Origin of the sequence: Leptospira stimsonii (genome assembly GCF_003545885.1) — a bacterium.
In the GTDB taxonomy this organism is placed as follows: Bacteria; Spirochaetota; Leptospiria; order Leptospirales; family Leptospiraceae; genus Leptospira; species Leptospira stimsonii.
The window spans coordinates 1,355,758-1,377,413 of the sequence record NZ_QHCT01000001.1 but is presented as its reverse complement, the minus strand read 5'-3'; the positions used below and the strand labels follow the sequence as shown (position 1 = coordinate 1,377,413).

At 43.5% G+C, this 21,656-nt stretch carries 20 protein-coding genes, 2 tRNA genes and 1 pseudogene; 6 read left to right on the top strand and 17 right to left on the bottom strand.

Going from position 1 to position 21,656, the window contains the following annotated elements; all coding sequences use genetic code 11:
- Positions 1–444: 444 nt before the first annotated feature.
- The 8 genes from DLM75_RS06845 to DLM75_RS06800 form a co-directional block, all read right to left on the bottom strand.
- Positions 445–1,800, bottom strand: a complete 1,356-nt coding sequence (locus tag DLM75_RS06845; protein WP_174715071.1) for an ion transporter — start codon at positions 1,798–1,800, stop codon at positions 445–447.
- A 699-nt stretch (positions 1,801–2,499) separates the two neighbouring features.
- Positions 2,500–3,159, bottom strand: a complete 660-nt coding sequence (gene purQ / locus DLM75_RS06830) for a phosphoribosylformylglycinamidine synthase subunit PurQ (protein WP_118967671.1) — start codon at positions 3,157–3,159, stop codon at positions 2,500–2,502.
- Positions 3,156–3,404 (bottom strand): phosphoribosylformylglycinamidine synthase subunit PurS, encoded by a 249-nt coding sequence (gene purS, locus DLM75_RS06825; RefSeq protein ID WP_002725069.1) that lies wholly within the window; start codon positions 3,402–3,404, stop codon positions 3,156–3,158. The genes purQ and purS overlap by 4 nt, the downstream gene beginning before the upstream one ends.
- Complete coding sequence (locus DLM75_RS06820; protein ID WP_118967670.1) at positions 3,380–4,246, bottom strand: phosphoribosylaminoimidazolesuccinocarboxamide synthase; 867 nt, start codon at positions 4,244–4,246, stop codon at positions 3,380–3,382. Before DLM75_RS06820 ends, purS begins: the two co-directional genes overlap by 25 nt.
- Positions 4,243–5,376, bottom strand: coding sequence for a PP2C family protein-serine/threonine phosphatase (locus DLM75_RS06815; RefSeq protein WP_118967669.1), 1,134 nt, complete (start codon positions 5,374–5,376; stop codon positions 4,243–4,245). Before DLM75_RS06815 ends, DLM75_RS06820 begins: the two co-directional genes overlap by 4 nt.
- 7 nt (positions 5,377–5,383) lie before the next feature.
- Positions 5,384–6,076 carry a cytochrome c biogenesis protein CcsA gene (gene ccsA, locus DLM75_RS06810; protein ID WP_118967668.1) on the bottom strand — a complete coding sequence of 231 codons (693 nt, stop codon included), beginning with the start codon at positions 6,074–6,076 and terminating at the stop codon, positions 5,384–5,386.
- Between the two features lie 47 nt (positions 6,077–6,123).
- Entirely contained in the window at positions 6,124–6,795 is a 672-nt protein-coding gene (locus tag DLM75_RS06805; RefSeq protein WP_118967667.1) for a heme exporter protein CcmB, read from the bottom strand.
- Positions 6,767–7,414, bottom strand: coding sequence for an ABC transporter ATP-binding protein (locus DLM75_RS06800; RefSeq protein WP_118967666.1), 648 nt, complete (start codon positions 7,412–7,414; stop codon positions 6,767–6,769). The genes DLM75_RS06805 and DLM75_RS06800 overlap by 29 nt, the downstream gene beginning before the upstream one ends.
- A gap of 13 nt (positions 7,415–7,427) precedes the next feature.
- Between DLM75_RS06800 and DLM75_RS06795 the strand changes: the two genes are divergently transcribed.
- Positions 7,428–8,507 carry a tetratricopeptide repeat protein gene (locus DLM75_RS06795; RefSeq protein ID WP_346725217.1) on the top strand — a complete coding sequence of 360 codons (1,080 nt, stop codon included), beginning with the start codon at positions 7,428–7,430 and terminating at the stop codon, positions 8,505–8,507.
- Between the two features lie 33 nt (positions 8,508–8,540).
- Positions 8,541–9,195 (top strand): annotated as a pseudogene (locus tag DLM75_RS06790) (hypothetical protein).
- On the opposite strand, the gene DLM75_RS06785 reads toward DLM75_RS06790, so the two are convergent.
- Positions 9,196–9,960 (bottom strand): ABC transporter ATP-binding protein, encoded by a 765-nt coding sequence (locus DLM75_RS06785; protein ID WP_118967664.1) that lies wholly within the window; start codon positions 9,958–9,960, stop codon positions 9,196–9,198.
- Positions 9,961–10,382: 422 nt separating this feature from the next.
- Complete coding sequence (locus DLM75_RS06775; protein ID WP_118967662.1) at positions 10,383–11,609, bottom strand: Kelch repeat-containing protein; 1,227 nt, start codon at positions 11,607–11,609, stop codon at positions 10,383–10,385.
- A 173-nt stretch (positions 11,610–11,782) separates the two neighbouring features.
- On the opposite strand from DLM75_RS06775, the gene DLM75_RS06770 reads away from it, so the two are divergent.
- Positions 11,783–12,085: a Bor family protein gene (locus tag DLM75_RS06770; protein WP_118967661.1), complete on the top strand. Its 303-nt coding sequence runs from the start codon at positions 11,783–11,785 to the stop codon at positions 12,083–12,085.
- Entirely contained in the window at positions 12,082–13,128 is a 1,047-nt protein-coding gene (locus tag DLM75_RS06765) for a putative porin (RefSeq protein ID WP_118967660.1), read from the top strand. The genes DLM75_RS06770 and DLM75_RS06765 overlap by 4 nt, the downstream gene beginning before the upstream one ends.
- A 91-nt stretch (positions 13,129–13,219) precedes the next feature.
- On the opposite strand, the gene DLM75_RS06760 is transcribed toward DLM75_RS06765, so the two are convergent.
- The gene (locus DLM75_RS06760; protein WP_158586453.1) at positions 13,220–13,804 is read right to left on the bottom strand and encodes an Lcl C-terminal domain-containing protein; all 585 of its coding nucleotides are present in this window, start codon (positions 13,802–13,804) and stop codon (positions 13,220–13,222) included.
- A gap of 10 nt (positions 13,805–13,814) precedes the next feature.
- A complete protein-coding gene (locus DLM75_RS06755; RefSeq protein ID WP_118967658.1) occupies positions 13,815–15,971 on the bottom strand; it encodes an Lcl domain-containing protein in 2,157 nt (718 codons plus the stop codon).
- A 427-nt stretch (positions 15,972–16,398) separates the two neighbouring features.
- On the opposite strand from DLM75_RS06755, the gene DLM75_RS06750 reads away from it, so the two are divergent.
- Both DLM75_RS06750 and DLM75_RS06745 read left to right on the top strand, forming a co-directional pair.
- Entirely contained in the window at positions 16,399–17,295 is an 897-nt protein-coding gene (locus tag DLM75_RS06750; RefSeq protein WP_118967657.1) for a hydroxymethylglutaryl-CoA lyase, read from the top strand.
- A 5-nt stretch (positions 17,296–17,300) separates the two neighbouring features.
- A complete protein-coding gene (locus tag DLM75_RS06745; RefSeq protein WP_429945430.1) occupies positions 17,301–18,209 on the top strand; it encodes a TIGR02757 family protein in 909 nt (302 codons plus the stop codon).
- Between the two features lie 136 nt (positions 18,210–18,345).
- Here DLM75_RS06745 and DLM75_RS24100 read toward each other — a convergent pair whose 3' ends face one another.
- The 5 genes from DLM75_RS24100 to DLM75_RS06720 all read right to left on the bottom strand — a co-directional run bounded on the left by DLM75_RS24100 (position 18,346) and on the right by DLM75_RS06720 (position 21,316).
- Positions 18,346–18,573, bottom strand: coding sequence for a hypothetical protein (locus DLM75_RS24100; protein WP_147456612.1), 228 nt, complete (start codon positions 18,571–18,573; stop codon positions 18,346–18,348).
- A gap of 153 nt (positions 18,574–18,726) precedes the next feature.
- Positions 18,727–18,801, bottom strand: a tRNA-Glu gene (locus DLM75_RS06735).
- Positions 18,802–18,818: 17 nt separating this feature from the next.
- Positions 18,819–18,891: transfer RNA gene (locus DLM75_RS06730), tRNA-Lys, on the bottom strand.
- A 75-nt stretch (positions 18,892–18,966) separates the two neighbouring features.
- Entirely contained in the window at positions 18,967–20,244 is a 1,278-nt protein-coding gene (locus DLM75_RS06725; protein WP_118967654.1) for an adenylosuccinate synthase, read from the bottom strand.
- A gap of 37 nt (positions 20,245–20,281) precedes the next feature.
- Positions 20,282–21,316: an ATP phosphoribosyltransferase regulatory subunit gene (locus tag DLM75_RS06720; protein WP_118967653.1), complete on the bottom strand. Its 1,035-nt coding sequence runs from the start codon at positions 21,314–21,316 to the stop codon at positions 20,282–20,284.
- Between the last annotated feature and the right edge of the window lie 340 nt (positions 21,317–21,656).

Sequence of the window (21,656 nt, the reverse complement as noted above, 5' to 3'; positions counted from 1 at the left end):
AATTCATAGGCCGCGTTCAAAGGATTTTGCGGGAACTCCAGCGTTTTTGACGAGCGAACCGAATCCTGAAAACGGCTCCGTTCCGGTCCATATCTTTACCCGTAAGTTGTCTGGATCGTTTAAAAAGCCTGTCGGAACTCCGACGGCTCTTCTGTGAAAGTCGCGCGCCCCGCCCAAATTTCGGGTGGTGGGGAGCGGAGGCGGGAAAAATTCCGGAGACTTTCCTATATCATAAAAACATAGTTTCGCAAGAAAAAATTCTCAGGTAGGAATTCCTACAAAACCCTTTTCTCGGAACGGTTCTTGTTGTATCTAATTTTAACTTTAGGGTTCCGTTCCGGTCTGAAGGTATTTTCTAAATCTTATTTGGAGTTCCTACATTCTCCGGAATTCGAGCTCCTCGCTTCTTTTGGCATTCGAGAAAGTTTTGAGAGGAGCTCGAATCTAAGAATGAGAATCCCTACTTTTCTGAAACGTTCTACTGAGATCCATCTTGACATTGAGTTTTCGAAGACTTTCCTGCATCGCGTCCCGAAATCCTGGATACAAACTCAAGGCTTCTAGAAAATCCTCTTTGCTCAACGTATAGATCTCGCAGATGGAAGTGCAACGGATCGTTGCAGAGCGCGGTTCCGCGGTCACGAGAGCCAACTCTCCAAAAAACTGTCCGTCTCCGAGCGTAACGATGACTCTGGAATCGTCCGGCGATAATACGTCCACGCGACCTTCACTCAGTATATAGAGATTGTGTCCTATATCTCCTCTGTGAAAGATGATGTCCCCCGGAAGAAAAACGTGATGTTTTAAAGAGAAGATCAAGTTCGTAACAAGAGAAGGATCTGCACCTTTTAGAAAAGGAACCTTTTCCAAAAATTCTCTATGAAGATGAATCCTTACATCCCTCTGAAGAGAGACGGGAAGGTCGCTTAACAATTCTTTTTCGTTTTCTCCCCATCCTCTTTCGATAATATACATATAGTAGTCTCTAATTTTTCTTCTTAGCCAGAAAGGAAGTTTTCTCGCTCTCAAAAATGAATCCACTTGAGCCATTCTCTGGAGTTTGGTCGCTCTCACTAAATCCAAATTGGCGAGAATACTCGCAACGTTACCGATGACGGTCGCATATACAAGAGCTCCCGTAAGCATTACACAAATCGTATAGATTCTCTGGTGAGTCGTAGTCGGAACGATATCTCCGTAGCCGACCGTCGTCAAGGTAGTGATCGTCCAATAGAGCGCTTGTACGTATTGATCCAATCCCGTTTCTGCGGAATCCAAATTGTCGATATACAACCAACCGATCGCACACCAATGGGCGACAACGCTGATCCAAAACATAAGCAAGACCAATCGTAAAATTCCAGGTGCCGGTTTAAAAGCGAGATTCAAGCGATAGAGAATCCCGGGAATACGAACAACTTTTACGATACGAGTGATTCCGAAGAGGAGATATAGAAACGGATGACTGGAAAGATCGACGTTAAAAATAGATTCCGCCACAAGCTCAAAAGGGAACGCCGCGAGGAAATCAAAGATAAACCAAGTCTTGAAATATTGTATGATGCTTTTTTTTTGGATATGAATCCACTTTCCTTGAACGTATTCCGGAGGAAATATGTTCACAAGAATGTCTCCGAAAAAGAGGATATCCACAAGAACGTAAAGAGCTGTTACTACAAATCCCTGTTTGTAGGAAAGGACGACTCGAAGCGGTGATTCTATCGACGCATAAAGAATGCAGATGAAGATCAGGATGTCCCAGGAGATTCGTAGTTTGTTGTCTACGTGAAACATGCTCATCGTCTTCTTTTTCGCTCCCTTAAAATGCGCTTTTTGACTCCGGGATTTCTTTCGATAGAGAATCCCCAGGTTTCCCTATCTTAAGGAATAGGCTTGAGAATGAAATAAATTATAAGGAATCTCATCACTTCCCGAAGTTAACATTTATCAATGTTTTTTCAAAGTGATGTCGGAGTCCCGACCTTTGAAAACAAGGACGATCGATATCGCATTTCGCTCTCGGAAGAATCTTTCGGAAAAAGGAAACGTGTGAGTTCCTACTTTTTGTAAACCCGGAGAACGAACTTTTGGGAAAAAACCCAAGAGTTCCTACTTTTAAGATCCGGAGATCGAACTTTTGAATCCGGAACTTTGTCTCTGGATTTCGGATGATTCTTTTGCGAAAAAGAAACGTGTGAGTTCCTACTTTCGCGGTGGAAGGGAGTTTTCTCGGAATTGAAACCGAAGGAGTTCCCACATTTCAAAAATCTGCCAACTTCAAATCTTTGCTTTCCTTGCTCTCCAATCCTTTCGAGACGGAACGTTCTTTGAAACTCGCGATGCCGTTTTCAAAACAATATGTTTCGTAAGAATCAAGTTTCGGAAAAAAAACGATTCGCGAACGATCCAGAAAAGTAGGAACTCTTACGTTTTTCGATTTCACGATCCGATCTACAATTCGTTTGAATCTCGTCTCACTGCGGGAACTCCCGCAAAGTCTCAAGCTCCGAGAATCAAATCCAGAACTACCTTTCCGTCTTCTTCGCCCGTAACGGAGTTCATCGCTCTTTCCGGGTGAGGCATCATTCCCGCAATCTTAAAATTCTTCGAGGTGATTCCTGCGATCGCATCCAAAGAACCGTTTGGATTCTCCCCAAAATAACGAAAGAGAACTCTTCCTTCGTCTTCGAGTTGTTTCAAAACGTCGGAGGTCGCAAAGTAACAACCGTCTGCGTGGGCGATCGGAATTCTCAATTCTTTCTGAGGATCCAGAGAAGAAGTCACCGGATTTCCGGAGGAACCTTTTTTCAAGGTCACAGTTTTACAGATATATTTCAGGTTTTTGTTTCTCGTCAGAGCGCCGGGTAAAAATTCCGCTTCGGTAAGAATCTGAAAACCATTGCAGATTCCGAAAAGTTTTCCGCCCTTATCTACGTGTTCTTTCACGGATTTCATCACTGGAGAAAAACCGGCCATCGCACCGGAACGAAGATAATCCCCGTAGGAAAAACCTCCCGGAAGAATCACGAGTTCGTATTTTTTTTCGAGTTGATCTCTGTGCCAAATACGATCCACTTCCGCTTTATATTGATCTCTTAGAACTCTATAAATATCAGCGTCGCAGTTGGAACCGGGAAACGTGATTACGGCAACTTTCATATTTTTTGAATATTAGCAGAATATGTTTCGATTACGTGATTTACAAGAATCTTGTCGCAGAGTCTTTCCACGTCTTTTCTCGCGGTTTCTTCGTTCGGAGCGTCGATCTTGAGTTCGATGTATTTTCCGACTCTCACGTCTTGCACGGATTTTTCTCCTACTTCGGAGAGAACTTTTTTCACCGTGCTCCCCTGCGGGTCCAGAACGGATTCTTTGAGGACTACCTGGATTTTTGCGATGTACATGAAAGTATGAGATCCTCTATTTTCTGGTATTTTTCTCTCAGCTCGGAAATGAGTTTTTCCGGGAGATCGGGAGCCGGAGGCATCTTGTTCCAGTTCGTAGTTTCGAGATAATTCCGGAGGATCTGCTTGTCCAAACTTGGAGGAGAAATTCCTACAGAATAGGTTTCCGCAGACCAATACCGGGAAGAATCCGGAGTGAGGAGCTCGTCGATCAGGATGACCTGTCCGTCCAAGATCCCAAACTCAAACTTGGTATCACAGAGAATGATTCCCGCCCTATCTACCACTTCAGAGGCGCGCAAGAAAATGGAAATCGATTTTTCTCTGAGAATTCCGAAGAGTTCTTTTCCGATTCGATTTTCCATCTCTTTCTCGGAGATGTTCTCGTCGTGGCCTTCATCGTTTTTTACCGCAGGAGTAAAAACGGGTTCGGATAATTTCTGAGATTCTTTCAAACCTTTGGGAAGGATCACACCCGCAAGAGTTCCCGCGTCCTTGTACTCTTTCCAACCGGAACCGGAGATATAACCGCGAACGACACACTCGTAGTCGATCCGTTTGCACTTTTTTACGAGAACCGATCGTCCTTCCAAGTCGGGATGATTCTGAAACGGTGCGGGAAAATTCTTCACATCGGTTTCGAGGATGTGATTGGGAACGTCTTTAAAATATTCAAACCAGGAAGTGGAAATTCGATTGAGAACCTTTCCTTTGTCCGGAACAGGTTGAGAAAAAACTACGTCGAACGCGGAAATTCGATCGGAAGAACTCAAGATCAATTTATCACCGAGGTCGTAGATGTCTCGGACTTTTCCTCTGTAAGAAGGATTCGGTAAATTCATAATTTCAACACCATCATAGCGATATCGTCATCATTTGTACGTCTCTCGGAATGCGCAAGAATGGAATCCATCATAGATCCGAGAATATCTCCGCTCTTTACGACTTCTTCTTCAAAGATTTTTTTGAGACGTTCTTCCCCTAAGATATTCATGCTCTTGTCCGCGATTTCGGTGGCTCCGTCCGTATAAAGAAGAAGATACGCTCCTTTCTCGAACTGAATCGTTTTGAATTCTTCGCTTACGTTGAGTTCGATCGGAATGATCAGAGGTCCCATTCCGGGAAGAGTTGTGACTTTTCCGTTTTGAAAAAGCATCGGAGCCGGATGACCTCCATTCGAATATTCGAATGTAAGATCTTCGTGAAGAATTCCGTAAAAGAACGTGATCGAAAATTCTTCCGGAAGAATTTTTTCCAAATTGTGACGAAGCGTTTTTACCTTCTCCCTAAGATTCTGATCCGGAGAAAGACTGGAGACTTGCATCTTCAACATCGCCGCGAGGAGCGCCGCCGAAGGCCCGTGCCCGGAACAATCCGCGATAAAGATATGAAGGGAATTATTTTCCACCCAAGCGTCCGTGTAATCGCCTCCGATCTGCATGAGGGGTTGAAAGATCGTACTCAAGCCGACTCCGTTCCAAACAAGATCTTTTTCGGGAAGAAGTTCCTGTTGGACCTTACGAGCCATGATCAATTCTTTTTCATAGTTTCTCTTCTGTTCAAAGAGTTCGTCTTGGAGAATTTTGATTCTGATAAAGGCGCGGATCTTCGCGATCAATTCCCGAGGTTGAAAGGGTTTGTGGATGAAGTCGTCTCCTCCGTGAGAGATCGCTTCGTCAAAACCCAATTCTCTACTGATCGCGGTGATAAAAAGAATGGGAAGAAGTTTAAATCGTTCGATCTCACGCAATTCTCTACAAAAGGAAAATCCGTCTTGGCCGGGCATACTCACGTCCAAGAGAAGAATATCGATTCGATTCGTTATGAGAATATTTCTCGCCTCGGCCGCGGACTCGGCCGTGAACAGTTGAAAGCCCAGAGGTTTGAGCGTGTGTACGATCAGCTTCAGATTGATTTCGGAATCATCGACAGCGAGGACCGTATGTTGACTGTAATCCGGAGCTAAGGACAATTTTTATTTACTCTTCCCTTTCCGGTAAATTTTCTCGTAGATCGCCGATCTTTGCGAGGCGATATGCAAAACGGAACAATACTAAAAAGAGAATATGATACGCGATCACTCCCAGCCAAAAAGTCTGACGAATGTCGGAATCCATTCCTCCTTTTCCAAGGACGGATTCGGGATGATTTCCCGGATTGTCCATCCAACGAATCGCTCCCCAAGTGATCACCGCGTTGACGGCGCAGAGAATACTCAAAAAAGAAGAAAAGATTTTTTTCTTAGAAGAATCGGTGATGAGAATTCGAAAAACGAAATATGCGATCAGACTGATAAAAAGAACGGTGAAGGATTGAAGTCTTGCGTCGGTCTTGTCCCAAGAAACTCCCCACGCGCTGTAAGCCCAGATTCTTCCGGAAAAGATAACACCGGTTGCAAAGAGAAGAGAGATCTGATTCGCAGAGAGAGATAGGAGATCCCACTTGGATTCTTTCTTCCAGAGATAAAGAACCGCAAAACAAAGGGAGAAGATCGGACCATAAAGAGCGACCCAAGCGACCGGAACGTGAAAGTAGAATATCCGATGAGCGATTCCTTGCTGAAGAATCACGTTTGGATAATTGAGAGAAATCAAAACCACCGTCGGAAAACCGACGAGAAAGATTGCGGATAAAATCCAGTCGAAAACGGGATGTGCAATTCGGATCTTCATACGAAAGAGAGTATTCGAGAGAATGCCGGCGGAATCAAGAAGATTCTTCAGGGTTCGTCGCCCGAAAGTTCTAAAAGTAGAATTCCGATTCCCGCATAAAAAGCGCAAAACGAAAGTAAGATGGCGAGTCCCGGAATCGGATCAAAGACCGGAAGTCTTTCGAGTTTTCTCTCCGCTTCCATTCCGAAAAGAAGAATCGGAATCGTAAAAGGAATCATCAGGAGCGGAAGTAGGATCTCCTTCAAACGCGACGAATCACTGATATGGCTCAGAGAAACGCCGAGAAAGGAAATACAAAGAACTCCAGGAAGGAGAAAAATCAGATTTACCGTCAGATCTCGGATTCCGAGAGGAAATGCCTGGAAAAAAACGGATAATAAAATCATTAAGTAGAAAGCCGCAATCGAAAGACCGAAAAAGACCGCGAGAGATTTTGCAAAAAAGCGCATCCAGATCGGAAGAAAGAGAGAACTGATTCTTCCTCCCCCACTTTCCCTTTCCTCCCACGCGGACTGACCGATAAAAACGTAAGAAGTCAGGAAAAGAACCGACCACTTGATTCCGATCAGGGTTTGTCGGTCCAGTTTTCCGGTTTGTTCCAGAGCATAATTAAAAATGAATACGATCGAAGTGATCAGAACCACGACGGAAAGAATTCCGTTCAAAGCCTTTCCTAAAAGTAGGAACTCCTTATAAAGAAGAGAAAGCAGAAGTTTCAATTTTTCCCTCCTTGAGATTCCAAGACGAAGTCTTTTGAGAAAAAGGAATTCCCGGATCGTGGGTCACCATCAGAACCGCAGAATTTTTAGAATATTCTTCCAAGAGTCGAACGGCGATCTCCAAACCGGTCCGATCCAGGGCGGTAAACGGTTCATCCAGAAGAATCAAATCTCCGCCCGTAAGAAGTGCGCGAATCAATCCGGCCTTTTGTTTCATTCCTCTGGAGAATGTAAAGATCGGGTCTTCTCTTCTCGTCCAGAGTTTGAAGGAACGAAGTAGGAACTCCACCTTTTCTCTCGGGAACTCGATACCGGCAATGGAAAGAAAATAACGGAGATTCTCCTCCAAGCTCAGAGAAGTATAAAGACCGAGTTCATGACCCAAATAGGAGATCTGCGGTTTTTTAGAATTCGAATCCGAAAAGGAAAACGATTCCTTGTGATGCGCGTGATTGAGAATACTTCGAAGAAGGGTCGTTTTTCCGGCGCCGTTGTCGCCTCGAAGAAGAATCAATTCTCCCCGGAAAAGAGAGAAGGAGATCTGTTTGAGAATCTGTTTTTTTCCGATAGAATAAGATAGATCTTTGCAGACGAGAAGCGCTTGTTCTTGAGATGGCAAACCGATTCCTCTTATGATGTCAGACTCTCCTCTGAAACAGAATTTACAATGCGTTTTTTCCGTTCTCCACGGAGGAGTTCCCACTTTCCCGCGAAAGTGTACGTTTTCGATTTTTCTTTTTTTCCAAGTTCTCTTCTTTCATTCTCCGATTCAGGCGCAACTGAACATCGGAGGACAATACTACTCCGGACTTCTCTGGGGCGAAAACGAAATTCTCTCTCCGGAATACTACAACGACGGATCTTTTTTAAGAACGGAACAGGATTTCATTCTCAGCGCGGGGAGAAATTGGAAAGGAGATCCTCCTCCTTCGAAGGGAAGTTTCGTCTTTGAAGGAAAGGAAATTCTCAATTGTGGACTTTTCAACAACGAAGCGGTCCGTCTTTTGGAAAGCGGAAAAGCCGAAGAACGTTCGAAGGCGATTCCCATGTTGGAGGAAGGAATACGTTTTGATCCGAAATTCTTCCCTTTTCGTTACAATCTCGGAAGAGCCTTTCACTTGGAAAAAAAATACCAAAAGGCGATCATTCAATTCGAATACGCAAGCTCGGAAATTCCGGAATACTATCGAACCTACATCCATTTAGGAACGTTGTATGAAACTGTGAGAGAACCGATCAACGCGACGATTCTCTGGAGAAAGGCGGTTTCCCTAAACCCGTTTCATACCGAAGCGCTTCTCCTTTTGGCCGATCACTACATTCGAACCGATTTGAAAAACCGGGCCCTCCTCTATATTAAGGAAGCTTCACGAATCGACGAACAAAGTCCGGACGCGAGAATGGGGAAAGCAAGGATCGAACTTTTATCCTCCAAAGATCTCTACGCTTATAGAATTTTTAAGAATACGGAGCTCGTAGACGATCTAGGGCAAAAGAAACAATACAATAAGAAGTTTCATTTCTTCTTCGCAGAAACAGCGAGCAAGGTCGGCGATTATGTCACGGCAGCCGATCAATACGAACAACTTCTCAAATATCCGAACGATCCTTTCTTTTCGGAATTCTCCTACAAGGTGATCGAAAGGAGAAGGGACCTCGCGAAACGTTTTGCGGAAATCAAGTCCCTGGAAGAGGAAAACAAAAACGAGTGAAAAAGGGTTTGCTTTTTTCGATTTTCTTCCGTTATCTTGAACCTTGGAGGAATCTATGAAAAAAATCACCTGGCTCACAATCCTGCTTTTCCTCCTTAACGTTTCTGCGTTCGCGCAGTCCAAAGAGAAAGGGCAGGACGACCTGAGTCGTTCCGATGTATTTTCTGAACATGGGAGTTCCTACACAAAATCCCTTCAGAAAATCGTCAGAGATCTGGAAACCACGATCAATGAGAGACTCACGGATTTAGAGAAGAAACATTCTCTTCTCGTAATTCTGAGACCGGAACTCGAAAAGGTGCAAACAATCGTCACGGAAGACATCCCTTTCACATTTGACGAAGGGTATGAGAGCAACTTGCTCAAGTACGTTCGTTTCAAATTTGAAGGCGGCAAAATCAAGGAAGTGGAACTCGCCTCTGAGAAAAAAAGAATTCAATATGAATTTGCTTTTGAAAACAAGAGACTGATTTTTTCTCCTCCGGACGTATTGGCATCTCAGGTCAAACTCGAAAGATTCGACAAAATAGAGAATACGAAAGTGGGAGATATCTCTCTGGAAAATCAGATCAAGGCTTTGAGACTCTTAGAGTCCAGTCTCCGATCTTCGATTTACCGGATCGATATCATGATCGCTTTGTATAAAGACAAAAAAGATAGAAAGAATCTCTATCAGATCGATATCTGATCAAACGCGGAGGGAGCTCAGATCGGTCGCACGAATGAGTTCCCCCGTAAAAGAATTCTTATAATTCGTAAAAACATCCTCCGTCCTCCCAAAATCCAAAAGTTTCCCTTTTTCTAAGATTCCTATTTGATCACAGAATTTTCTCGCGGTTCTCAAGTTATGTGTTATGAGGAGGATTGTTAGTTTTCTCTCTCTCGATAGTTTTTTCAGGAAAAGTAGTATCTCATTCAGGAGAATCGGATCAAGCGCGCCCAGTGCCTCATCTAAAAAGAGAATTTTAGGTTCCGTAAGGAGAGCGCGGAGTATGGAGGCCCTCTGAAGTTCTCCTCCAGAAAAAGATAAAACATTTCGATCGAGATCCTTACCGGAAAGTTGAAAGGAATGGAGGAAATCTTCAAAAGATTCTTCTCCTCTCTTCTGAATTTCACCGCCGAGAATCCGAAGCGGTTCTCTGAGAGCTTTTTCCAAAGTCCAAGCGGGATTAAAACTGCTTACCGGATCTTGAAACACCGGCTGGAGATGATGAATCGGTATTTCCTTTCGCTTTTTTCCAAAAAAGAAAATAGAACCGCTTTGTTCTAAATTTCGAAACGTAGGAACTCCTAAAATGGAACGAAAGAGAGACGTTTTTCCAGAACCGGAACGTCCTAAAATTCCTAGAATCGAACCCGGAGAAACTTCAAAGGAAACGCTGTCCAAGATCGTTCGCTCTTCCACTTGAAGAGTCAGTCTTCGAACTTCTAAGGCTTTGTTTGCATCCGGCATTTTTCCAAAATATGTTCGGCGCTGAACGAAGACAAGAATTCTAATAGTGCAAATTCCGAAATCAAATTCGATCCTTCAAAATTCAATCGTCGCGACGGTTTTTAACCTCGGAGCTGAATCCGTTTTTAAAAATCGATCTTCTCCTTATCGGAAATTTTTCGGCTTTTTTCAAAAGACGAAAGGATAATTCTCAATCGAAGAAGAGTTTCGCAAAGAAACGAAAGAACTACGTAAATCAATATCGTTGGGTTTGTTCGAACCTTTCCTTGATTCATTTCCACAAACGTATAGGAATGTTTACAAAAAGGAGACGGAGAATGAAATCGATAAAAATAAACTCCGATTAAAAGAGGTTTTTAAAGGTATCGAGCGGATTTATGAATCAAGGCAATCCTTCAATTCAGCTCGTAGATTTTTGAAACTCAGTAAGAAGAACGTCCCCCAATAAGAATCACCTTCCCGTTTGGTAGAGAATGGGAAGTTGCAGAATACCTTTTTTGAATTAAGCTTCCAGTTTTATGAAACGAATTTGTATTCGGATCAAAAATTTCAGAATTCGAGTAGACGGTCGTAACAAAACGTCCGCCCGCGATCAAAACCTTCCCGTCTACGAGAAGATTCGAAGTGTGATATTGGCGATTTTCCAATAAAGGTAAGTTGACCTTTGTAAAAACGGTAAAACCGAAATCAAGAATTTCTGCCTCCTTCATTACGGCTCCCTCGTTCGATCCGCCGGAAATCAAAACTCGCCCATCCTGCAACGTAGTCGCTCCGAAAGCACGGAGTGGAGAAACAAGGCTCGGACCGACAGACAAAAGTCCGGTTGTTTCATCGAACGTCTCGGTTTCCGAAAGAGTAACATAGGTATCAGTTGCAGAAGTGTAATTCACTCCGCCGATGATCATTGCGTTTCCAACAGCGGGAACCAGGATCGAAAAAAGGGTTCTTGCTTGAAGTAAATTTCCTTTCAAAGAAAAGGATTTGGAGATGGGGTCATATAATTCAACGGGAAGAATATTATTCCCGGAGATCGGGTCCACTCCTCCTGCTATCAACACTTTACCGTCGTTTAATAAAGCGGATTGATGCTGACAACGGGCGACGTTCAGATTTCCGACAAAAACCGAAGTCTGAGTCTGTGGATCATACTCCTCCGCAGTGTTTGTCGCCGGAGAATCGACCAAACATTGCCCTCCCGTAATTAGAATTCTTCCATTCTGCAACAAAGTAGCCGCATGTGAATTTCGCGCTACAATCAAATTTTGCGCCGAGTTTTGAAACGAATTGGAATGCGGATCATAAATTTCAATTTTATCGATCACGGATGTGCTCGAACTAGCATAAGGATAATATCCGCCGATAATCACAACTCTTCCGTCATTCAGAAGGTTCGATGTATGATGATATCTAGGGACATTGAGTGAATTTTCTACCGTTGCGAACTTGCCTGTAGCAGGATCAAATATTTCGCCGGATCTTAAATACGGATCCGAGCCGCTAAAAAGAAGAGCCAGTAATCCCGGAGGTAATTTCGATACTTTATCGTCCGTCATGTGAAGCAAACATCCAGGAAGTAAAAGAAGATACGTTAGGAGTATCTTTATAATTGAAACCCGAAATTGGATTTTACTTACAATAGAATTAGGCATCGGAACTAAATTCAATTTTTCAAATTAAAATACAATTAGAAATTTAGATTTTATGAATATCATACTCTTCGCACGCAAAAGAATCGTATGTTCTAAAATACATTCTTGACGAATCGAAAACAGAAAATATTTTCTCCTTCATTGACCAATCGTCTTTCAGGAAAATCAACGCAATGAAACTAACGTCCCTCTTATTGACCTTCGTATTCTTTCTTTCTATTAGTTGCCAAACAGAACGATTCTACTTAAAGCAGGAAGAGGAAAAACCGGGAAGAGTTCCGACTTACAGCGCTTATAGACATTTTCTTCTTTGGGGATTGGCACAATCGGAAGATCTAAATATAAAAGATGCGTGCAAAGGAAAAGCAGTCTCCTACATAGAAACAAAATATACAATCTTATCCTTTCTGGCGTTCGCTCTTACTTATACGTTGTATGTTCCCAAGCTAACAAACGTATATTGTGAGCTTGAATGAAAAGAATATTTCAAGTATTCATATTATTGATTTTCCCATTTCACGTTCTCTTTTCCACTGATTCAGGTTGGGTAATTGCGCCAAATGTAAAGTACAACCAAGGAAAATACGTTTTCGAAACGGGAGGTTTTTATCCGCCCAATTCTTCCAATAAGATTGGATACGGAGGCGGCTCGCGTCTTACTTACGCCCAAAACTATCCCCTTCTAGGCCTTTCTATTAGTTACATTAAAAAGAATTGGGAATTCCAACTTCAGGGAAACTCGACGATGGGTTATCGAAGCTCAGGTAATTTCAGAGATGAGGATTTTTACCTATTCTCCCCTTCTACATATAACAATGGATTCGTAAGGTACGGTCCGTTTTACGGATACCAGCCCACTTGGAAAAACGATCACCTTTCAAAATTTCCAACAACGAGCAATTGGTCCGATTTTGATTCAGAGTTAAAGGCAAACGATTCGATCGTTGGGTTTGACGTGCGGTATTTTCCTACGGAAGGCTCACCCAATCCGAAAATAAAAGGTTTTGGTCTTTTTGTAATCGGAGGCTATTCTTACGAATATCTAAAGTTCATCGTAAATAACTCTTCCGGATCTCAGGTAAGTCCTTATACCGGAAGAATTTATTTGTCCTACTTAGAAGGCGAAAATATCAGTTTCTCGAATTCAATCAACGAACTCAAATATGGGATAGGCACGCAGACAAATTTTCAGAGGTGGTCAATCGAAGCTTCCTTTAGTTTCGTTTCGTCTCAGATCAAGTCCAGAGATTTCCACAAAGAGCGCGCACTTACTTTTATCGAAAGTGGAAACGGAAAAGGCTGGATTCACACCGTAAAACTTAACTATAAGTTGACGGAAAACATATTCCTAAACCTTAACTGGACCGAATCTTTTAAAGAATTTGAAGGAAAATCTCACGTGAAAGCCGGATTCGGACCGGAATCCTTGACCGCAGGCTTTATGCCCTTCAATCAACAATATTGGCTTTATTCGGTTCAAAACCAAGTATCCCTGGGAATTTCAACATTCTTTTTCTAAAAAGAGGAGAATCAAACTTTCGTTAGGATACTTGACTTTGTTAACCAATCCGAAATTCATTTCCTTGTATCAATCAATATCCTCCGCCCGATCAAGGCCCGGATACACAACGAAGATATGCGTTATTCGCCTTTGGGAATTCGATCGTACCTCCCATTCTGTAATCGGCGATGTAAGCCATGGAACGATATCTTGTGTTTCTCGGAATGGAATAAGCCCTCCGGATGGAAGCCGGCGTCGCCACGTAAGAGGAAGGATCCGAGTTAAAATCATTCACCGCCGTGGAATCCGGACTGGAACCAGCAGAGATTCCGCTCGTGGAACTCCAATAGTATCCGCCGATCGTATTTTGAAACATCGAAACGTCGATGATAGGATGGGTCGTCCTACGGTAATCGATAAGACTCGCGAGCTCTTTCACGTTAGGCACTCTCCAAATTCTTCCCGCGAGATTCAGGTTCTGGCAGGAAAAAATCGCCGAGTTCCAATCCATGATGGTGGCGGAGCCAGAACAATCCAGGGAAGCCTGACCAAAAGAACATTTCTGCCAATAAAATCCGTTTAACGTGTCTTTAATGGTTCCATCTCCGTTATCGATGTACGGACCCCCGATTGCGAATATTGAAGAACCGATATGTATTTGGAGTATCAGAAGTAGCGTCACAATTTCTTTCATAAGAATCTCCTTAATCCGCGAGGCAAAGGTTCGTATAGTAGTACGGATACACGACATTTTGTGAGTTGTATCTTGTCTTATCCGGGCCCGGTTGAGTGACACCTCCGAAAACGGAGATCGCCCAGGCTCCTTGGGAATAATAGCTCGCCGAATTCATCGGATCGATAGGCCCGCTCGATAGAGAATCGATTGTTCCCGTCACCGTCGTTGGGTTTATGCTCAGAGTATACGTTCCTGTCCAATACCTTTGATAGTTATCCCGAGGAAGTCCCGGAAAATTCGCCTCCGGAATCGCATCGTTTCCTGCGTTTCCACCGTAATTTAGAATACTATAATATTCTGATAAATAAGGAACTCTCCAGGTCTTTTTTCCGGCGTAGCCGTTTCCTGAGTTCTCAGAATTCAGGGCGTTGCATTCGTAAGCGGAAATTTGACTCTGATAAGGATATCCTGTAGAACTTAAACAAGAGGTTCCGTCCCACTTCGTATCCTGAGGACAAATCTGAATACAGCTTGTTCCGTTCCAAGAGAACCCTTCGATACAGGTTTTCCAAACCCTTCCGGTGTTTGTATCAACAGAAACGATATCATTCGGATAGGAAGCATTCATTGCAAAGGGTAATGTCAACCCTGAACTCGCGCTTACGATCTCACCGTCTTGCCCGGAGCCGGCGCATCCCGTAGGATCCCCGTTCGAATCAGAACAATCCGTTTGCCCTGTATCGGCAACTTTCTGAGGAGTCGAGTCCACGCCGGTTGCGAATAAAAACGAAGAAGTAGCCGGAGTGTTTCCCGCGAAGTCCTTAAAACTCGAAACCCTTAACTGAAATAAGAACAATTCAGGCAACTTACTCTGGATATCCAATCGATAGGTCCTCGCGTCCAACCACTGCCCTGTTGTTCCTTTTAGACTATAAGACATGGATCCTCCAAAAGACGCGTCCGTATAAACTAGCATACTCGGAAACAACGAAGCGCTTGTATCCATATCCTCGTTGAAAGTAAACGTAAAGTATCTCTGATTTACGGGAAGATTTAAGTTATTTCCCGCTGGAGAAATCGAAATCGTTGGAATTACCGAATCCTTTGATAAGGGAAAAGTTGTATAACCCACGTTCCCGGTCAAAGAAGAAGTAACGCAGATCCGAATCGTATAACTCCCGTCAGCTGGAAGAGCGGTAGAAAGAACACCGCTTGTCTTCAAAACGTTCGCAGACACGGTTCCGCTGGAAAGCTGAGTTCCATCCGAACAAGAAGTGCTATTCCTTCGAAAAGTAAACGTACCCGCGATATCCGACTTCCATTTAATCGAACTCGCAGTCGAAGCTTTTAGAAATTGTGCGCTCTGGGAGGTGATTGTAATCGTCGGATTTCCGGTAAAAACTGTGAAGACAGAGGGAGCGCTCACGGTTCCAACATTTCCCGCACCGTCGACCGCTATCGCTTTTACAGTCGTGATCGCGTTATCCGGAACCGAAAACGCATTCGAAAAAGAAATAGAATTCGCATCCGGAGTTCCGTCCGGAGCGATTCCCGGATCGGAACCACCAACTCGATACGCAATTTTATTACAACCGGAACCCCCTAAATCGGAACATGTCAAAGAAATATCCGGAATCAGAGAACCGTAAACTCCGGTGTCGGGTGTAAATGTGATCGAAGTAGGAGGAGTATCGTCTCGAATGACATCCAATTCCACTTTGTCCCAATTCGATCCGGTTTCAGAAGAATCTAGACAAAGAATGATTCGGTTCGCTCCTACTGTAAGAGGATTTGAAGCGTCATTTGCCTGGATTCGAATCGAAACGGAAGTCGACTTGGTAACGGCTCCTTCCGAGATCACGGTACCGTCCTGGCAGTTCGTGGCGTTCAATCGAAGTCTATAGTAAGAATCCAAACTAGGCGACCAACTCACGTCTTTAAAGTTGATCGCTCCTACATTGGAACTAACGTAGAATCTGGATTCCGAATTTAGGGTAATCTTCCCCGTTTCCGGAACTGGAACCGTATTCGATTTTGGAAAATCGACACCGGAGAATTGAAACAGCAAAGGAGCCTTTTGCCCCTTGTTCAAACAACCGATTGTAAAAAAATAGATAAGGAAACAAAAAAAATTAGCATAAGAATTCTTTTTCAAATGTTGTCTTGCTACAGTATAACTTTCCATAGAACCTCCAACAACATCTCTCTATGTGCGATCCGATCGATAACTGAAAAGGAATCTAACGTACAAACGATCAAAGCGCATCCCTAACTATAAGTCAGAACAACGCTGATTATAAGCCGTTCAAAAGAACGGAAATGGGAAAGAATTCATCCATCTCTTTCACTTTTTTTACGCTAGTGATGGTAAGAATTGAAAAGAACGACTTACAAGTCACCTAACCCAGTCAAAAGTACACGGAAGAATCGGTAAGATACGAAATTGCTCTTGGAATGAGGTCCCCGTTTCCAAAAAAATAGAATCTAAAGGAAAGCGATCCTCAATGGAAAACCGCATCCGTGGTAAGTTCGATGGAATCGCCTTTTGGACTGAAAAAACGATCCTATTAGTACTTGCCCAATCCGATCTAAAAAAAGAAGTTTAGAAGAGTATGAAAGTCAAGATCACAGAAGTCGGACCAAGAGACGGACTACAAAACGAAAAAGTTCCGGTAGCAACGAAGGATAAATTCGAATTTATTCAGCTCCTCATACGAGCCGGTCTGACAAACATAGAAGCGACTTCTTTTGTAAGGAAAGAATCCATTCCTCAGTTGGCAGACGCGGCGGAACTTTCCGCACTCTTAGATTGGAACGGACCGGTTCAATTCTCCGCACTCACGCCCAATACAAAAGGATATGAGTCCGCTAAAAACGCGGGATATAAAGAAGTGGCCGTATTCACCGCCGCGTCGGAATCATTTACGAAAAAGAATATCAATCGAACGATCGAAGAATCCATCGAAGGCTTTAAGGAAATCTTTAAACTTGCTCAACAGGACGGAATCCAGGTTCGCGGTTACGTCTCTACCGTGATCGATTGTCCTTACGAGGGTAAGATCAACCCGAAAAAAGTTTTGGAAGTATCCAAAATTCTTTTGGATCAAGGGGTATACGAAATTTCTCTCGGAGAAACCATTGGCACAGGAGTTCCCACAGAAGTCGAAAGATTGTTGGAACTTCTTCTCAAAGAAATTCCGGTCAGTAAATTAGCGGGACACTTCCACGATACGTACGGAATGGCAATCGCAAACGTTGAGAAAGCTTTCTCCATGGGAATTCGTTCCTTCGATTCTTCCGCCGGAGGACTGGGTGGTTGCCCATATGCGAAGGGCGCGGCCGGGAATCTAGCAACCGATGATCTAGTTTACTTTTTGGAAAAGTCGGGAGTTCCTACAGGAATCGATCCAGGTCTACTTTGGGAAGCGTCCTCTTTTATGGAGAAGGTGATCGCAAGGGAACTTCAATCCAGGACGTATCTCGCGACAAAGAAGAAAAGAGAAGCTTGAGTAGTATTTCCGATCAGAAGATACGAAAGACACTCGAAAGAACATTCGAAAAATTTGAAACGAACGAATATCTTTCGAGCGATCCGATCGAATTTCCGCTTTCCTATTCCAATCCGAAAGATCAGGAAATTACCGGGTTTATCTCCGCGCTCTTTTCCTACGGAAATGTCAGAGCGATTAAGAATCATCTGAAACAAATCTTCTCTATTTGCGGGAACTCCCCGCACGACTTTCTATTAAGAGAAGATCTTTCCTTTCTCCGAAAGGAAATCAAATCCTACCGTTTTCAAAAGCCAGCCGACATTTTCCTATTCTTGCAAACGCTCCAGGAACATCTCCGAAACGAACCGACACGAAGTCTCGAGTCTCTCTTCTCCTTATCCAAAGAAGGAGAATTCGATCTCAACTCCAAAGAACAAAAGCTCCTTCTTCAAGGAGGAAGCCTTCGTCAAAGAATTCTCTCCTTCCAAATCCGCTTCCGAGCGATTTCACAAAAGATAGATTCCAAAAAAGTGAATTCCTACGGATATAAATTTCTCGTCGGGCAAGGACTGAACACCTCCTCTCTCAAAAGATATTCGATGTATCTACGGTGGATGGTTCGAAAGAACTTTCCCGATTTGGGAATTTACAAAACCATTTCTCAAGAAGAACTTTTATACCCTCTTGATATTCACATTCAAAGAATTGCAAGTGTTCTCGATATTAGCGCCCGCAAAACACCCGATTGGAAAAAGGCGGAGGAAATCACTGCCTTCTTTCAAAGAATTTTTCCGGAAGATCCGACCCGAGGCGATTTTGCACTGAGTCGTTTGGGAATATTACGACAATGCAAATCAAAATACGTTCCTGAACTCTGTGAGAGTTGCCCGATTCAACAGATTTGTAGCATCTATAAGAAGGAAAAAATCTAAATCTCTACGGAAAAAATCGGTTTACCGAAGCTTCTTTAGTTTACAAGCGCTGGCCGCGATGAGTCCGGAATCGATACTCTCTGTCAAGAGTATCGAAGAGGAAATAGAAGAAGCGCATCTCTTGACTTCCGACTTATCATACAAGGAAGAGGATTTTACATCTTCCACTTTGGGCGCAGGTAAACCGGCCGCGATCGTAAGCAAAGGCAAGGTAAGAATCGAACTGGAACGCGTAAACCGCATTCTGTAGCTGAAACGCGGCTTCTGTACTTTTAATCGTCCCCTTGCCCGTCGCGTCATAGAATGTGGAGCAAGAGAAAGCGAAGGTAAGAATGAGCAAAGAAAGAACTCGATTGACTTTCATTTTTTATCCCCGAAATGATTTTCAAAATTTTGAATCACTGTTTTTTCGTCTTTCGAAGGAAGAATATGTCAAGAAGAATCAATTCGTATTCAAAAATCAGAATATACTTGCTTGAAGATTGATAGAAAGAAGGGGAATTTCAAAGCCGAAGAGTGGTACCGCCAAGGGGAATTGAACCCCTGTTCCAAGAATGAAAATCTTGTGTCCTAACCACTAGACGATGGCGGCTTATCAGAACGTTCTCTTGAGTCGTCGGGGATTCGAACCCCGGACCCATTCCTTAAAAGGGAATTGCTCTACCAGCTGAGCTAACGACTCGAAGCGTTACGAAATACACGATATTTTTCGAGTGTCATGGGTCAATCAAAAACGCTGAAAAAAACCTCCGATTCTCTAAAAAGAATCTCCGTGAATCGTGTCCTTACGATCCGGCCCCGTTGACACGAGATTGATTTTTACTCCGATGAGTTTTTCCAAAGTGGAAATATAATCCTTACATTTTTCGGGAAGTTTTTGAAACTCGCTGATCCCGGAAATATCCGTCTTCCAACCGGGAAACTCTTCGTAGACAACTTCTACTTTTTCCAAACACTGAGAAGGAAAACAATCCAGAGTTTTTCCGTTGAGTTTATAACCGACCGCAACCGGAATCGAATCATAATCGGAAAGAATATCGATCTTTGTCAAAGCGATCGAAGTGATCCCGTTGATCCGAACGGAATGTTTCAACATCTCCGCATCAAACCAACCACAACGTCTCGGACGTCCCGTCGTAGCGCCGAATTCTCCGCCTTTCTGACGAAGCGCTTCTCCGGGTTCTCCGAGTAACTCCGTAGGGAACGGTCCTTCTCCCACTCTCGTAGTATAAGCTTTTGTGATTCCGATCACGTGTTTGAGATGTTGAAACGAAATTCCGGTTCCGATCAGAGCGCCTCCCGTAGTCGGATTGGAACTCGTAACATAAGGATACGTCCCGAAATCCACGTCCAGACCGGTTCCTTGTGCGCCTTCCAGAAGGATTCTTTTTCCTTTTTTGAGCTCGTTGTCGAGATAATATGCGGTATTTATAATATTCTTCTTTACTTTGGAAAGAAAGAATTTCAGACCTTCGTTGATTTCGTTGTAGGAAACGGGAGCCATTCCGTAGAGTTTGTCCAACTCGCGATTTTTTTCTTCCACGAGATGTTTGAGTCGCGATTGGTAAGAATCGTCCAAAAGATCCCCTACTCTCAAACCCGTTCTCATCATCTTATCGGCGTAACAGACCCCGATCCCTTTTTTTGTCGTCCCGATCTTGTGTTCCTGACTGAGCGTCGTTTCTCTCGCAGAATCGATCTGAGAATGATACGGAAACAAAAGATGACAGGCGTCGCTTAACAAAAGTTTGTCGTAAACGGGAAAACCTTCCTTCTGAAGGCGATCACATTCTTCGATAAAGAAAAGAGGATCCAAAACGACTCCGTTTCCGATCACGCAGATCGTCTGGTCGTAGATCACTCCGGAAGGAACCAAATGAAACACATACTTCTTCCCGTGAACGACCACGGTATGGCCGGCGTTCGCACCGCCCTGATAACGAACGATGATGTCCGTGTCCTTGGAGAGAAAGTCGATCACTTTCGCTTTTCCTTCATCACCCCATTGGGTTCCTACTACTAACGATGCGGGCATAGTTTTTCCTCAAATTGCTGGTTGGTAAAATTTCGTTTCATGATCTAAGATCGGAAAGAGGGGATTTTAAGGATGCCTCTAACGTATTCACCACGAGTGCGTAACCGCTTGCGTTCTTCTGAACGCCGGAAAACATTTCGTAGAGATGATCATAAGCTCCGCCTGTGAGAACCGGATCGGGAGAACCTTGCAAATAACCTTGAAAGACAAAGCCTGTATAATAATTCAAATCTCTTAAAAGGGAAAAGTCGATACAAAGATCGATCTTCCTCTTTTTGGAATCCCAAGCTTTTAAAAGCCAGGAGGTTTCTTCCAGAACGACCCCGAGACTTTTTTTAAGATTATCGGAAAGAGAATCCAGATTGAAAGAATTCTTCAAAGAATCCAGACTGAAGTTGAGAACGAGTGCGTTTAACAAACGGATGAGAGTGGAATGATTTTTCTTGCTTCCGAAAATTCTTTCGATCTCGTTTACGTTTTTCTGATATAACAAAGCGGAAAGAATTTCGATTTCGCTCTGAGTAAGGGAGTATTCCTGAACGATGGAATGAAAGAGGTTCACGTTTCCGAGTACGAGGGTCAGTTCATTCTCGAGAGGAAGAAGGGCAACGATCTCATCCAATTCTTCCAATATCCGAAGTGTGTTTTCTTTGCCCGAGGCGCCGATCGATTCCGCGCCGATCTGCAAAACTTCTTTTCGCGATACGCTCCCTTTGGCGGTTTCCCTAAAAATTCTTCCCACGTAGAAGATGTTCTGGTTTTCTTTCTGGTGCGAGAAACCGGCCATCCCCTTTACGGCTTGCACCGTTAAATCGATGCTCGGCGAGATTTCGTTTCCGGAAAGATCTCGGATTCGAAAGAGAGAAGAAGAATCGGGAGCTGAGACCGTCTGAAGAAAGGTCGAGCTGTAATCAAAGGCGGGTAAGAATACTTCGGAATAACCTTTTTTTTTCAGAACTCCCGAAACGGTCTCGAGTAAGATGCGCCTGTCTTTGCTGTCTTCTGGACCAAGGAAGTGAAACCCGTCCGGGATCCATTTTTTCTGGCTGGGTTCTGGGAGTTTTTGATTCATTTTTTGGAAGACTTCAGTTCCAGAATACAGTTCAAAACCGAGACGTCAGATTTCAAACCTTTTTAAAAAAATAGAATGACAATTCCCATTCCAAACGGATGATTATCATCCGATTCAGCGGATTCTCTCCATCTTACGATTTCTATCGACGATTTGGGCAAGTCCTTCTAAAAGGCATTTCTCGGTTTCTATTCCGGGATTAGCAAGAATCCGATTCCGACTCGGAAATTTCTTTCCGTTCGGAATTAACCGAAAACGACTTTAGACCCCGATTCTCTTTCAAAGATCATATCGGAATGCGAACAACCCGGGCTTCCTTTAGGAACACCGGATGAAAACG

Bases quoted from the DNA above. Each gene is read 5' to 3' on its own strand.
- DLM75_RS06845 (WP_174715071.1), bottom strand. From the start codon at position 1,800: ATGAGCATGTTTCACGTAGACAACAAACTACGAATCTCCTGGGACATC.
- purQ (WP_118967671.1), bottom strand. From the start codon at position 3,159: ATGAAAGTTGCCGTAATCACGTTTCCCGGTTCCAACTGCGACGCTGAT.
- purS (WP_002725069.1), bottom strand. From the start codon at position 3,404: ATGTACATCGCAAAAATCCAGGTAGTCCTCAAAGAATCCGTTCTGGAC.
- DLM75_RS06820 (WP_118967670.1), bottom strand. From the start codon at position 4,246: ATGAATTTACCGAATCCTTCTTACAGAGGAAAAGTCCGAGACATCTAC.
- ccsA (WP_118967668.1), bottom strand. From the start codon at position 6,076: ATGAAGATCCGAATTGCACATCCCGTTTTCGACTGGATTTTATCCGCA.
- DLM75_RS06795 (WP_346725217.1), top strand. From the start codon at position 7,428: ATGATGTCAGACTCTCCTCTGAAACAGAATTTACAATGCGTTTTTTCC.
- DLM75_RS06785 (WP_118967664.1), bottom strand. From the start codon at position 9,960: ATGCCGGATGCAAACAAAGCCTTAGAAGTTCGAAGACTGACTCTTCAA.
- DLM75_RS06775 (WP_118967662.1), bottom strand. From the start codon at position 11,609: ATGCCTAATTCTATTGTAAGTAAAATCCAATTTCGGGTTTCAATTATA.
- DLM75_RS06770 (WP_118967661.1), top strand. From the start codon at position 11,783: ATGAAACTAACGTCCCTCTTATTGACCTTCGTATTCTTTCTTTCTATT.
- DLM75_RS06765 (WP_118967660.1), top strand. From the start codon at position 12,082: ATGAAAAGAATATTTCAAGTATTCATATTATTGATTTTCCCATTTCAC.
- DLM75_RS06760 (WP_158586453.1), bottom strand. From the start codon at position 13,804: ATGAAAGAAATTGTGACGCTACTTCTGATACTCCAAATACATATCGGT.
- DLM75_RS06755 (WP_118967658.1), bottom strand. From the start codon at position 15,971: ATGGAAAGTTATACTGTAGCAAGACAACATTTGAAAAAGAATTCTTAT.
- DLM75_RS06750 (WP_118967657.1), top strand. From the start codon at position 16,399: ATGAAAGTCAAGATCACAGAAGTCGGACCAAGAGACGGACTACAAAAC.
- DLM75_RS24100 (WP_147456612.1), bottom strand. From the start codon at position 18,573: ATGAAAGTCAATCGAGTTCTTTCTTTGCTCATTCTTACCTTCGCTTTC.
- DLM75_RS06725 (WP_118967654.1), bottom strand. From the start codon at position 20,244: ATGCCCGCATCGTTAGTAGTAGGAACCCAATGGGGTGATGAAGGAAAA.
- DLM75_RS06720 (WP_118967653.1), bottom strand. From the start codon at position 21,316: ATGAATCAAAAACTCCCAGAACCCAGCCAGAAAAAATGGATCCCGGAC.